The following is a 13,653-nucleotide window of genomic DNA, read 5'->3' as shown; positions in this document are numbered from 1 at the left end:
TGTTAACCGGTTTTCGATTCAGATGGCGAGGTGTTGAATTTGAATAAGGGACAGAGACATATTAAAATTCGTGAAATTATTACAAATTATGAGATTGAAACACAAGATGAATTAGTGGATATGCTAAAACAAGCAGGCTTTAACGTCACACAGGCAACTGTATCAAGAGATATTAAAGAATTGCATCTCGTAAAAGTGCCGATGGCAAACGGACGATATAAATACAGTTTGCCGGCAGATCAACAGCGATTTAATCCATTGCAAAAATTAAAGCGGGCGCTTATGGATGCCTTTGTGAAAATTGACGGAGCCGGTCATTTGCTAGTCATGAAAACACTGCCGGGAAATGCCCATGCGATTGGCGCTTTGCTTGATAACCTTGATTGGGGTGAAATCGTCGGCACGATTTGCGGGGATGATACATGCCTAATCATCTGCCGTACTCCAGAGGATACAGAAACCATTTCGAAACGTTTGCTAGAAATGTTATAAAAGAGGTGTGATTCCACATTGCTAGCGGAATTATCCATTAAAAATTTTGCGATTATCGAAACTCTTTCTATTTCTTTTGAAAAAGGCTTAACCGTTTTAACCGGGGAAACAGGAGCCGGGAAATCGATTATTATCGATGCCATCCACCTGCTTGTCGGCGGCCGCGGATCCGCAGAATTTGTCCGTTATGGCGAAACGAAAGCAGAAATTGAAGGCTTGTTTTTATTAGAGGATGAAACGCATCCGTGTTATGAAAAGTGTGCGGAATTTGGCATTGATATTAGCGAAGGGATGGTCGTGCTCCGCCGGGAAATTTCTGTTCACGGCAAGAGTATATGCCGCGTCAATGGCAAACTTGTCACGATTGCCGTGTTACGAGAAATTGGTGCCACACTCGTTGACATTCACGGCCAGCACGAACATCAAGAACTGATGGACCCGGAAAAACATCTCCCGTTACTAGACCAGTATGGCGGCAGTGAAATTGCTTCCGCTCTTGAAGAATATCAAGCGGTATATAAAAAATATGAACAGCTGAAAAAACAGCTGCAAAAGCTGAACGAAAACGAACAGCAAATGGCTCATCGCCTTGATTTACTCACATTCCAATTAGACGAAATTCAAAAGGCGCAGTTAAAGCCGAATGAAGATGAAGAGTTGATGGAAGAAAAAGTAAAAATCATGAACTTCCAGAAAATATATCAAGCGTTAAAAAATAGTTATGAAGCCTTATTCGGCGAACAGCGCGGACTTGATTGGATAGGACTGGCAATGAGCCATTTAGATGATGTAATGGATATGGATCCCGCTTTAAAAGAAGCATATGAAACCATTTCTAACAGCTACTATTTAATGGAAGAAACAGCCTATAAGCTTCGCGATCAGCTCGAGCAACTTGAATATGATCCAGAACGTCTTGATTTTATTGAAAGCCGTCTCAATGAAATCAACCATCTAAAACGAAAATACGGCCGCACGGTTTCCGATATTCTTGAATATGCCGAAAAAATTGCGGAAGAAATTGATACAATCGAGCATCGTGACAGTCATATTCATAAATTGCAGAAAGAGCTTGAATCAGTAACGGAAGATTTATTAGTTGAAGCGAAAAATGTTACGGACGTGCGCAAGAAATATGCGAAAATTCTTATTGATAGCATTCATCAAGAGCTGAAAGATTTATACATGGAGAAAACCCGGTTTGATATCGTTTTTACAAAGCGGGAAGGTTCGATCGACGATCCGCTGCTTGACGGCATTCCGGTAAAATTTCATCGTGATGGTGTCGATATCGTTGAATTTTATATTTCGACCAATGTGGGAGAGCCGCTCAAACCTCTGGCAAAGGTTGCTTCAGGCGGTGAACTGTCACGAATTATGCTGGCAATGAAGAGCATTTTTTCAAAGCATCAAGGAGTTACGTCCATTATTTTCGATGAGGTGGATACGGGTGTGAGCGGCCGCGTCGCTCAGGCGATTGCGGAAAAAATTTACCGTGTTTCTGTTAACTCACAAGTGCTTTGCATTTCGCATTTGCCGCAGGTAGCTGCGATGGCTGATACGCATTTGTTCATTTCAAAAGAAACGGTGGATAATCGTACAAAGACTTCTGTCAAAGTATTGTCTGAGGAAGAAAAAATTAAGGAAATCGGCCGGATGATTTCAGGGGTTGAAATTACAGATTTAACAAAAGAACATGCGAAAGAACTGCTTGAATTAGCAACAAAAATCAAACAATGAAAGGCTACCCAATATGGGTAGCTTTTTTTGCTTTAAAAGCGATTATATTTAATTTGGATTAAGGCAAAATTAAAACTGTAGCCAAAATTACCGAAGGTGTAGGTGGGAGCGAGGAGAGTGAAAAAGTTTGAACGCAGAGACGATACGAAAAACCATAGGTGCATTTCTCCTTGTTTCATTAATTGCTATCGGCTTGTCAAAGCCAATCAAAGACTATATTCGCATACCGAAGCAGCTTGTTATGTTTGAAGGGGAAACAGTGCGTTTTGCTTCCGCGCTTCCAGTCCAAGCAAACGTAAAAAGCAATCAGCATTCTGTTGAAGTGACGGAACAAAGTCAATCGCTTTCCATCCAAGCAAAAGAAAGCGGTGAAGACGACATGATCTTGCAAATGGCCGGCTTACCAATCAAGCAAGTCAATGTGAAAGTGCTGTCTAATTATAAAGTAATTCCCGGGGGACAATCGATCGGGGTTAAATTAAATACGTTAGGCGTTCTCGTTGTTGGCCACCATCTTGTTGAGACAGAACAAGGAAAAAAATCTCCAGGGGAAATTGCCGGAATTCAAGTCGGTGATATCATTACAAAAATAAATGGAAAGAAAATCGAAAATATGAATGATGTCTCACCATTTATTCAAGAATCAGGAAAAACCGGAAAAACGCTGAATTTAGAAATTTCCCGCGACAATCGTACATTTGAGACACAATTAATTCCATTAAAAGACAAACATGATCACGCTTATCGCATCGGTTTATATATTCGCGATTCTGCTGCTGGAATTGGAACAATGACATTTTACGATCCTATCTCCAAAAAATACGGAGCTCTTGGTCACGTCATTTCCGATATGGATACGAAAAAGCCCATTGTCGTTGAAGATGGACAAATTATGAAATCAATGGTTACTTCGATTGAGAAAGGAAGCACGGGAAATCCCGGGGAAAAATTAGCGAGATTTTCAAGTGATAAGGAAGTAATTGGGAACATTACAAATAACAGTCCGTTTGGGATATTTGGAACGTTATCCAAGCCGATCGAGAACGGTGTATTAGACAAAGCGATTCCGATTGCTCTGTCCCATCAAGTGAAAGAAGGAAAAGCAAAAATTTTAACTGTCGTGGAAGACGATAAAGTCGAAGAATTTGATATAGAGATTGTCAGTTCAGTGCCGCAAAAATTTCCGGCAACGAAAGGAATCGTTATTAAAGTGACGGATCCGCGTCTATTAAAGAAAACAGGCGGAATTGTACAAGGGATGAGCGGAAGTCCGATTATTCAAGACGGAAAATTGATTGGAGCAGTCACCCATGTATTTGTGAACGATCCGACTTCTGGATATGGGGTTCATATTGAATGGATGCTGAACGAAGCAGGAATTGATATTTATGCGAACTCTGCACAAAAAGCGAGCTAATGATAGCTCGTTTTTTGTTATCAAGAAAAAGAAGTCAATAATTTACCGGATTTTGCATAGATATTTGATGTAAATTCATTTAAAATAGGAGTGTAAAGATGTTTCGACAAACAAAATAAACAAAATCTTGTCAAACACCTAATTTCGTCGAATATAAGAGGTTTTTGGTGAAAATTCTTGAAATACTTATTTTTTTACTATTTTTCGAAAAATTAGAGGATTTTTTATTGCAACGTCGAATTGTTCTATTAGAATATTAGCTAGAAAATAAAATTCGTTTAAATGATTTTAACAAACGGAATTAGGGGAGGAAGATTTGCGTGAGCAAGATTAAAGTGTGTATCGTCGATGATAACCGGGAACTAGTAAGCCTTTTAGAAGAATACATCTCCAACCAGGATGATATGGAAGTAATCGGTGTTGCTTATAACGGGCAAGACTGCTTATATATGCTTGACGAGAAAAAGCCGGATGTGCTCGTTTTAGATATTATTATGCCGCACATTGACGGTCTTGCTGTGCTTGAAAAAATCCGCATGCAAAAGGAAAAACAGCCAAATGTGATTATGCTCACTGCTTTCGGACAGGAAGATGTCACGAAAAAAGCAGTCGACTTAGGGGCTGCTTATTTTATTCTCAAACCATTCGATATGGAAAATTTAGTGACCCGCATTCGCCAAATCCATGACAAAACAACGCCAATTTTGAAAAAGCCGACCACTTATCAAGTGCGGGAAAATAAACCGAAAAACCTTGATGCCAGCATTACAAGCATCATTCATGAAATCGGTGTCCCGGCACATATTAAAGGGTATTTATATTTACGTGAAGCGATTTCCATGGTATATAACGACATCGAATTATTAGGTTCGATTACAAAAGTGCTTTATCCGGATATCGCGAAAAAATATAACACAACTGCAAGCCGCGTCGAGCGGGCGATTCGCCATGCCATCGAAGTCGCGTGGAGCCGCGGCAACATTGAGTCCATTTCTTCCCTATTCGGCTACACCGTCAGCATGTCCAAAGCCAAACCGACAAACAGCGAATTTATCGCGATGGTGGCGGATAAGCTGAGACTTGAGCATAAAGCGAGTTGAGAGTGTGTGGAATAAGGGTTGTGGCATTATCAAAGTCAACCAATTCTTCGGATTTATACTAACTAAATACCGATTTCTAAACCGGTAAACTTTTTGCATAATGAATTGAGATTATCCCCTTTAAGTAGACGGTGTAAAAAACCCGCATTTCAAATGAGGGATGTTACACTATACTTGGAGGGGATTTTTTCACGGCGAAAAAAGGACAAAAATTTCAATCGTTATAGCTGGGGTCTTTCCCGTTCCACTCAAGTAAAAATGAGATCTGTGGAAAATACTGTGTATACCTTTAATTCTTTTGTTTTTGGGGAGTATTTTGTCTTGATATGTTACTGCCATAGGAGTTCGTTCAAAAAGGGAATGATTTTACAAAAGGAATTTCGCTAACATTATGTCAATCAAAATGTTGTCCGTATCTCTACATGAAAACCCTTAAAACGTAAAGTTTCAAGGGTCAAGGAAGAAATTAAATAAATAGAGCCTTTAGTATATGGTTTTAACGTTTGCTTTTAAACTTATTGTCAAATTTGTTTAGATTTTTAACTTAAGGTAATTGCTATTTAGCCATTTTTCTATCCCTTAATCACTGTTCCAACTTTGTATTAACGAGCTTCTCTTTCTCTTCTTCTAAGACCAAACAGACCTAGTAACCCTAATAAACCAATCCACTCCCAATTGGTATCGTTATCATTGGTGTCTGTTGTTGTAGTGACATTTCGAGTCATTGGCCCATTATCTCTATTCATATCATTGTTATTATCTTCAGCATGGACAGACATGCCTAAAGACATGACAGTTAAAGCGAAAGTACACAACATAAAGGATAATTTTTTCTTCATGGTTTCCCTCCTTTCATCAATAAATAATGTCTCCAGCTTTATTAGATACTATTCGTTAAGTATATAAAACCACTTAGGTTAAAACTAGAACATATACCTTTAACACCCATTATTAATTGACGAATAGCGCCGTCTTTTTTAGAGATTATAGAAAATGTGGTCAAACCACTAAGAAAAGGAGTTCCACAATGAATATTCTTCAACTAGGGAGGACAATTATGGGAATTTTAAGTGATAATCCGCAAAATGAACCCATGCATTATGGTGAAGTGTTCGGTGTTTGGAGTTATCTTGCTGGTACAAAAGGTTATTTAGCTGGGTACCAAACACTCATCAATCACACTGGTGATGAGGATCTAAAAAAGTTCCTTGAAGACATTATTCAAGCCATGAAGCAAGAAATTGAACAAGTTGAAAAATTGCTAAAAGTTAATGGAGTTGGATTGCCACCTACACCACCTGACAGACCAACAGCAGCATTAGAAAGTATTCCTGTTGGGGCTAGATTTAACGACCCTGAAATTGCTGCTTCCGTTTCCAAAGATATTGCTGCAGGACTAGTTGCATGTAGCCAAATTATGGGGCAGTCCATTAGAGAAGACATTGGCATGATGTTTGGTCAATTCCATGTTACAAAAGCACAATATGGTGTACGATTATTACGAATAAACAAAGAAAAAGGATGGTTAATTCCTCCACCACTTCATGTAAAGACACCAGAACTTGCTCATGTATAGAAAAGTTTTCATTTAGAGCCTCTAACTTCTGAGGCTCTTTCTCTTTAGATGGAAGGCAGAAAGTCTTATCGGCGATACTCCAATAAAGATTATCTAAAGAAGATTTTTTGAGTAAAAAGGTATGGTGAGTGGATTGATTGGGAGAAAGACGAACTATTCTCTAAATGGAATTGAACTTGAAGAAGAACATAATAAACAAGAGGCTAAATTAACAGAAAAAAGTAAAGAAAGAACTTGGGGAAAAATATAAAAATAAATTTTCACCCACAACAAATCACTTATTATTTATATACATCGTTATGCTAAAAAATAAAATGTCGTCGCTCCCTTCGTTTTTGGCACAAGCAGGAGACGGCGACATAAGGGATTTATGATTGCTTCGAAAATGAACACATGAAAATATCATTTGGAAATAAAACAATGATTTTAGTTGAATAGGAGGCCTAATGATTAGGACTATCCGCTCTATTGTCTTTATTTTGTTTTTCGAATTCGAGCAATTTTTGCACTAAAATATGCTGTGGCATGTGCATGATTTGTTCGATCGGCATTCCTAATGCTTTCGATAGCTTTTGTGCTGTTTCCAATGAAATTTGTAAAGGGCGCATTGTATCTCTCCTTTGTTTAATGGTAACTAACAGTATAGCAAACTTTTGTTGCGCTTGGCATATATTTTTATTATGAGTTTTTATTGTGAGAGGTATAGGAAAGGAGCAGATATATGACAAAAATTTTTGCACATCGCGGCTCGGCGGGGACACATCCGGAAAATACAATGTCTTCATTCCGGGAGGCGGAACGAGCAGGGGCAGACGGGATTGAGTTAGATGTACAAATGACAAAAGACGGGCAAATTGTCGTCATTCATGATGAAACCATCGACCGGACAACGAATGGAGCGGGGTGGGTAAAAGAATTTACATATAGTGAGTTGCGAAAATTTGACGCGAGCTATAAATTTGCCGGACAATACGGTTTTTGTCCGATTCCTTTATTAGAAGAAGTGTTATCGTGGGGAAAGCAGACAAGGCTATTGTTCAATATTGAACTGAAAAATGGATTCATTCAATATGAAAGGCTTGAAGAGCAAGTCATTCAAATGATAAAAGAATACAAAATGGAGACGCGTGTTATTCTTTCGTCTTTTAACCACAACAGTATGGCACACTGCCACCGAATCGCTCCTGAAATTGAAACAGCGCTGTTATATATGGAAAGTTTGTATGAACCATGGAAATACGTTCAAGTTATAGGAGCATCAGCTTTGCATCCTTACTATGTAACAGTAAATGAATCTTTAATTCACAAGGCACATAAGCATGGAATCGCTGTTCGGCCGTTCACAATTAATAAAGAAGCAGTAATGAAGAAAATGTTCAGTTATCATGTAGATGCCATTATTACTGATTATCCGCAAAAGGCAAGAAAAGTATTAAAAATCATATAAAGAAAAGCGGTCTGAACATTAAGTGTTCGGACCGTTTTTTTGTTTCCGCTGAAACCTTGGCTGTACTTTATTGCGTTTTCGATCCCGATGCAAAATAAAACCGCCGACAAAACCTAAGCCCGCTAAAAATAAAAGAAAACCAAGCAGAAATTGAAGCCAAAGAAACGGAAGTGGCGGCTGCAAAATGCCAAATAACGCATCCCGCATCCATTTGATGCCGAGCGCTGCTAAAAGGCCGGGAATGAGCAAAATGATTAATGCGATCACTCGTTGCATAAGTTCAATAACCCTTTCATGGAAAAATGATTGTCTGAGAAAATGATAAACGTTTGATTTTATTTGTCAAGAAAAGAAAATGCAGCTAAGATGAATGTGTATGCAAAAGTTTGCAAGAAGTGGTGATAGCCATGAAAAAAGTATTAATTGTCGGTGCTGGTAAAGGCGGTACCGCATTGCTGAAAATTTTTAAAGAAACAAAGATCATGGAAGTCGTTGCAATTATTGATATTAATGAAAAAGCGCCAGGTATGTTATTAGCTCGGGAGATGAATATTAAAACGGGGCACGATTGGCGTCCTTTTTTAACTGCAGATATTGATGTTGTCATCGAGGCGACAGGGAATATCGAAGTATTTAAAGAAATACGCAAAACGCGCAAGAAAAATACGGTTGTTATTCCAGGAGAAGTCGCCTATATTACAGCGCAATTAGTGGAAGAAAAAGAACAACTCATTGCCAAATTGAAAAATGAAAAGAATAGACACGATCTTATTTTTAACTCCACGCATGACGGCATGATTGTTGTCGATGAATTTGGTTATATTACTCATTTAAACGATAGCGCTGAGCAAATGATTAGTGTTGAGAAAGAGAATGCGATAGGAAAGCATATTTTAGAAGTTATTCCAACTAGTGGTTTACCAAGGGTATTGAAAACAAAAGTGACAGAAGTTCATCAAGAATTTACATTAGGAAATGGACGGAAAATTATTACAACACGTGTTCCGATGATTGACGAATCAGGGAGACTCTTCGGTGCTCTTGCTGTGTTTAAAGATATTACCGAATTTGTTCAGCTTGCTGAAGAAATAACGAATTTAAAAGAAATCCGCATGATGCTTGAAGCGATTATTCATTCCTCTGAGGAGGCGATTTCGGTTGTTGATGAACATGGGAAAGGGATATTGATTAATCCCGCCTATACGAGAATAACCGGTCTTTCAGAGGAACAAGTAATCGGAAAACCTGCTACTGCTGATATTTCTGAAGGCGAAAGTATGCATATGAAAGTATTAAAAACAAGAAGACCCGTGCGAGGCGTACGTATGAAAGTCGGACCGAAAAAACGAGATGTTGTTGTCAATGTTGCACCGATTATTGTTGATGGGATTTTAAAAGGAAGCGTCGGCATCATTCATGACGTTTCAGAAATTCAGCGGTTGACAAACGAGTTGAACCGGGCGCGGCAAATTATTCGAACGCTTGAAGCGAAATATTCGTTTGCGGATATTATCGGCACATCAGAAGAAATGATGGTCGCGATTGAGCAGGCAAAATTAGCCGCGAAAACACCCGTAACGATCTTGCTGCGCGGTGAGTCCGGTACTGGAAAAGAGCTATTTGCGCATGCGATTCACAATGCAAGCGACCGAAAGTATAACAAATTTATTCGTGTAAACTGTGCCGCGATTTCCGAATCGTTATTAGAAAGCGAACTGTTCGGTTATGAAGAAGGGGCGTTTTCCGGAGCGAAACGTGGCGGAAAGCGGGGATTATTTGAAGAAGCCAATAACGGCAGCATTTTTCTTGATGAAATTGGCGAACTGTCAGCGAATATGCAGGCAAAACTGTTGCGTGTACTACAAGAGGGGGAAATTGTCCGCGTTGGCGGCACAAAGCCGATTCCGATTAACGTACGCGTCATTGCAGCGACCAATGTCCATTTAGAAAAAGCAATCGCTGATGGTACATTCCGTGAAGATCTTTACTATCGTCTGAACCGCATGCCGATTTATATTCCGCCATTGCGGGCAAGAAAGCAAGATATTCCAGCGTTATGCCAGCATTTAATTCAAAAATTAAACCAAGATTACGGACGAAATGTAGAAGGGCTTACAGAAGACGCGATTCGCTATCTTTTATCGTATGATTGGCCGGGAAATGTCCGCGAATTAGAAAATGTCTTAGGAAGAGCGATGATTTTTATGAAATTTAATGAAGTGCTCATCGATGTCAAACATATTCCGGCATTGCGCATGCCTAGCAATGAAAATGATTTAGCAATTGATTTTGATGACAATAAAGAGCGGACATTAGCGGAGATGGTGGAAGAATATGAAGCGCGTATGATTGAGCGTGTGTTGCGAAAACATAACGGTAATAAAACAGCAACGGCAAAAGCGTTAGGTATTTCCATTCGCAACCTATATTACAAATTAGAAAAGTACGGAATTGCAAATAATAACATGCAATAAATTGCGCACAATGCAATAAATTGCATGTACCAAAAATATAAAGTAAAACGGTTTCAATATGTTTGAGTTGGCACGGTTTTTGCATGTAAAAATAGTGCGAGTTGAAATGTTACAAAAAAGGGGTTGAAACCGAAGATGAAGCTCGAGTCACTAGTCACCAAAGCAACCCAATATGAAAATATGACAGTGGCTGTTGCCGCCGCGGAAGATGAAGAAGTGATTGAAGCGGTAACGATGGCGCTGGATAATAATTTTGGGCAATTTATTCTTTATGGAGACCGTGAAAAAATTTCACAATTGTTATCACAAAAAAACGAAAAGTATGCAAAAAATGGCAAAATTCAAATTGTACATGCGAATTCGAAAGTACAAGCAGCTGAACTCGCGGTAAAAGCTGTACATTTAAACGAAGTAAATATACTGATGAAAGGAAATGTTCCAACAGCAACGATTTTAAAAGCGGTTTTAAATAAAGAGTTTGGTTTGCGTACAGGAAAAGTATTATCGCATGTTGCCGTATTTGAGGTAGCCGGCTATGACCGCTACATCATTGTTACGGACGCGGCAATGAATATTGCGCCAGATTTAGAGCAAAAGGCACAAATTATCGCTAATGCTGTTTCCGTAGCTAAAGCAATTGGTGTTGAAAAGCCAAAAGTAGCACCGCTTGCAGCCGTTGAAGTCGTGAATCCGGCGATGCCGGCAACGCTCGATGCCGCTCTGTTGTCTGCGATGAACAAGCGCGGACAAATTGCCGATTGCATCGTTGACGGGCCTTTAGCGCTCGATAACGCTGTATCTATGCTGGCAGCGGAACATAAAGGCATCGAAAGCGAAGTCGCAGGGCGGGCAGATATTCTTCTCGTTCCTAATATCGAAACAGGAAACGTGCTTTATAAGTCATTAGTATATTTCGCTCATGCAAAAGTAGGTGCGGTCATTGCCGGGGCAAAAGCTCCAATCGTTTTAACATCGCGTGCAGATTCAGCAGAAAGCAAACTTTATTCGTTAGCTCTTGCGGTTTGTACCGCATCAAAATAAACGAAATTTTTTTGGGGAGGAAATAAAATATGGAAATCTTCAAATATATGGAAAAATACGACTATGAACAATTAGTATTCTGTCAGGATAAAGAATCAGGATTAAAAGCGATTATTGCTATCCACGATACAACATTAGGACCAGCCCTAGGCGGTACGCGTATGTGGATGTATGAATCTGAGGAAGCAGCTATTGAAGACGCGCTTCGTTTAGCACGCGGTATGACTTACAAAAACGCAGCTGCCGGCTTAAACCTTGGCGGCGGTAAAACGGTTATCATCGGCGACCCGCGCAAAGACAAAAACGAAGCAATGTTCCGTGCGTTCGGCCGCTTTATTCAAGGCTTAAACGGCCGCTATATTACAGCGGAGGATGTTGGTACAACAGTCGCTGACATGGATATCATTTACGAAGAAACGGATTACGTAACAGGTATTTCACCTGCTTTCGGTTCATCAGGTAACCCATCTCCTGTAACCGCTTATGGTGTATATCGCGGTATGAAAGCGGCTGCAAAAGAAGCGTTTGGCAGCGATTCATTAGAAGGTAAAGTGATTGCTGTTCAAGGTGTTGGTAACGTAGCTTACAACTTATGCCGTCACCTTCATGAAGAAGGCGCGAAATTAATCGTAACAGACATTAACAAGGAAGCGGTTCAACGCGTTGTCGAAGAGTTTGGCGCGAAGGCTGTTGATCCTAACGATATTTATGGTGTAGACTGCGACATTTTCGCACCGTGTGCGCTTGGTGGAATCATTAACGACGAAACCATTCCACAATTAAAAGCAAAAGTGATCGCTGGTGCGGCAAACAACCAATTAAGAGAAGCAAGACACGGCGACATCATTCATGAAATGGGGATCGTTTACGCTCCGGACTATGTCATTAACGCCGGCGGCGTTATTAACGTAGCGGACGAATTATACGGCTATAACCGTGAACGTGCGATGAAGAAAGTAGAACAAATCTACAACAACATTGAAAAAGTATTCGAGATCGCCAAACGCGACAACATTCCGACATACAAAGCGGCAGACCGTCTTGCTGAAGAGCGTATCGAAAAAATGCGCAAATCCCGCAGCCAGTTCCTGCAAAACGGTCAACATATTTTAAGCCGTCGTCGCAATCGCTAACTACCATAATAAAAAAGGAAGAGGCTGACCTAACCAGACCTCATAACACGATATATACTGTGAAATACATGTGGTCAGCCCCTTCCAAACTTAAAATGGAGGTCATTACCTTGCAGGAAAAAGAATTTCGTATCCTAGTCATTAATCCGGGCTCTACTTCCACAAAAATCGGCGTATTTGATAATGAACGTTCCGTTTTTGAAAAAACGATTCGTCATGATGCGGATGTGATTCAGTCATATAAATCGATTATTGATCAATATGAATTCCGCAAACAAACAATTTTAGAAACGCTTGACCAAGAAGGCATTAACATCTCTAAATTAAGCGCAGTTTGCGGCCGCGGCGGGCTGTTGCGTCCGATTGAAGGCGGAACATATCGTGTGAATGAACAAATGCTGGAAGATTTGCGTAAAGGATATGCAGGGCAGCATGCTTCTAATCTTGGCGGTATTTTAGCGCATGAAATCGCCTCTTCTCTCAATATTCCTGCGTTTATCGTTGACCCGGTTGTTGTCGATGAGCTTGACCCAATTGCGAGAATTTCTGGTTTTGCCTTGATTGAACGAAGAAGTATTTTCCACGCTTTAAACCAAAAAGCGGTTGCTCGTCGTGTTGCCAAGCAGTTAGGTAAAAAATATGAAGAGTTAAATTTAATTGTCGCTCATATGGGCGGTGGAATTACCGTCGGAGCGCATAAACAAGGTCGTGTTGTTGACGTTAACAATGGATTAGACGGCGAAGGGCCATTCAGCCCGGAACGTGCTGGAACAGTACCGGCAGGCGATCTTGTTTCATTATGCTTCTCAGGAGAATATTACCGTGAAGAGATTATGAAAATGCTTGTTGGTCAAGGTGGATTAGTGGGCTATCTTGGCACAAATGACGCTGTGAAAGTGGAGAAAATGATTGAAGCAGGCAATGAAAAGGCAAAACTAGTATACAGTGCCATGGCTTATCAAGTGGCGAAAGAAATTGGTGCTGCAAGCGCAGTGTTAGCCGGAAAAGTCGATGCAATCATTTTAACGGGCGGCTTGGCATACGGAAAAGCATTCGCTAAAGAAATCGCCGACCGCGTCAACTGGATTGCTGATGTCATCGTTCAGCCTGGTGAAAACGAACTGCAAGCTCTTGCAGAAGGAGCTCTGCGTGTATTGCGCGGTGAAGAGAAAGAGAAGGTATACCCTGGAAATTTTACTAAAGCCAAAGTTCTGCAATAGAAAGGAGAGAAAA

13 protein-coding genes are annotated in these 13,653 nt (G+C 40.1%); 10 read left to right on the top strand and 3 right to left on the bottom strand.

The features are described 5' to 3' along the window. Nucleotides 1-39 precede the first annotated feature (39 nt). The 4 genes from ahrC (at nucleotide 40) to spo0A (ending at nucleotide 4,749) form a co-directional block, all read left to right on the top strand. Nucleotides 40-492, top strand: a complete 453-nt coding sequence (gene ahrC / locus B0I26_RS03950) for a transcriptional regulator AhrC/ArgR (protein WP_111644165.1) — start codon at nucleotides 40-42, stop codon at nucleotides 490-492. 18 nt (nucleotides 493-510) lie between these two features. Beyond that, on the top strand, nucleotides 511-2,232 hold the full coding sequence (gene recN / locus B0I26_RS03945) for a DNA repair protein RecN (RefSeq protein WP_111644164.1): 1,722 nt from the start codon (nucleotides 511-513) through the stop codon (nucleotides 2,230-2,232). A 127-nt stretch (nucleotides 2,233-2,359) separates the two neighbouring features. Then, nucleotides 2,360-3,649, top strand: a complete 1,290-nt coding sequence (spoIVB, locus tag B0I26_RS03940; protein WP_111644163.1) for a SpoIVB peptidase — start codon at nucleotides 2,360-2,362, stop codon at nucleotides 3,647-3,649. Between the two features lie 320 nt (nucleotides 3,650-3,969). After that, entirely contained in the window at nucleotides 3,970-4,749 is a 780-nt protein-coding gene (spo0A, locus tag B0I26_RS03935; protein WP_111644162.1) for a sporulation transcription factor Spo0A, read from the top strand. A gap of 602 nt (nucleotides 4,750-5,351) precedes the next feature. Here the strand turns inward: spo0A and B0I26_RS03930 are convergent. Continuing rightward, complete coding sequence (locus B0I26_RS03930) at nucleotides 5,352-5,588, bottom strand: WGxxGxxG family protein (protein ID WP_111644161.1); 237 nt, start codon at nucleotides 5,586-5,588, stop codon at nucleotides 5,352-5,354. A gap of 218 nt (nucleotides 5,589-5,806) precedes the next feature. Between B0I26_RS03930 and B0I26_RS03925 the strand changes: the two genes are divergently transcribed. Continuing rightward, entirely contained in the window at nucleotides 5,807-6,325 is a 519-nt protein-coding gene (locus B0I26_RS03925) for a DUF3231 family protein (RefSeq protein ID WP_181502689.1), read from the top strand. A gap of 443 nt (nucleotides 6,326-6,768) precedes the next feature. Here the strand turns inward: B0I26_RS03925 and B0I26_RS03920 are convergent, their stop codons facing one another. Further along, entirely contained in the window at nucleotides 6,769-6,933 is a 165-nt protein-coding gene (locus B0I26_RS03920; protein WP_111644159.1) for a YycC family protein, read from the bottom strand. A 113-nt stretch (nucleotides 6,934-7,046) separates the two neighbouring features. Between B0I26_RS03920 and B0I26_RS03915 the strand changes: the two genes are divergently transcribed. Continuing rightward, on the top strand, nucleotides 7,047-7,772 hold the full coding sequence (locus tag B0I26_RS03915; RefSeq protein WP_111644158.1) for a glycerophosphodiester phosphodiesterase: 726 nt from the start codon (nucleotides 7,047-7,049) through the stop codon (nucleotides 7,770-7,772). Between the two features lie 18 nt (nucleotides 7,773-7,790). On the opposite strand, the gene B0I26_RS03910 is transcribed toward B0I26_RS03915, so the two are convergent. After that, nucleotides 7,791-8,048 carry a DUF2627 family protein gene (locus tag B0I26_RS03910; protein WP_111644157.1) on the bottom strand — a complete coding sequence of 86 codons (258 nt, stop codon included), beginning with the start codon at nucleotides 8,046-8,048 and terminating at the stop codon, nucleotides 7,791-7,793. A gap of 131 nt (nucleotides 8,049-8,179) precedes the next feature. Here B0I26_RS03910 and B0I26_RS03905 point away from each other — a divergent pair, with 131 nt between their 5' ends. The 4 genes from B0I26_RS03905 to buk all read left to right on the top strand — a co-directional run bounded on the left by B0I26_RS03905 (nucleotide 8,180) and on the right by buk (nucleotide 13,640). Next, a complete protein-coding gene (locus B0I26_RS03905; RefSeq protein WP_111644156.1) occupies nucleotides 8,180-10,246 on the top strand; it encodes a sigma-54 interaction domain-containing protein in 2,067 nt (688 codons plus the stop codon). 135 nt (nucleotides 10,247-10,381) lie between these two features. After that, a complete protein-coding gene (gene yqiS, locus B0I26_RS03900) occupies nucleotides 10,382-11,287 on the top strand; it encodes a phosphate butyryltransferase (protein ID WP_111644155.1) in 906 nt (301 codons plus the stop codon). A 29-nt stretch (nucleotides 11,288-11,316) separates the two neighbouring features. Beyond that, nucleotides 11,317-12,420, top strand: a complete 1,104-nt coding sequence (bcd, locus tag B0I26_RS03895) for a branched-chain amino acid dehydrogenase (protein ID WP_111644154.1) — start codon at nucleotides 11,317-11,319, stop codon at nucleotides 12,418-12,420. Between the two features lie 110 nt (nucleotides 12,421-12,530). Beyond that, nucleotides 12,531-13,640, top strand: coding sequence for a butyrate kinase (gene buk / locus B0I26_RS03890; RefSeq protein ID WP_111644153.1), 1,110 nt, complete (start codon nucleotides 12,531-12,533; stop codon nucleotides 13,638-13,640). The last annotated feature ends 13 nt before the right edge of the window (nucleotides 13,641-13,653 follow it).

This window comes from Paranoxybacillus vitaminiphilus, from assembly GCF_003259935.1.
GTDB lineage: Bacteria > Bacillota > Bacilli > Bacillales > Anoxybacillaceae > Paranoxybacillus > Paranoxybacillus vitaminiphilus.
This window is presented reverse-complemented; position numbering and strand designations above follow the sequence as displayed.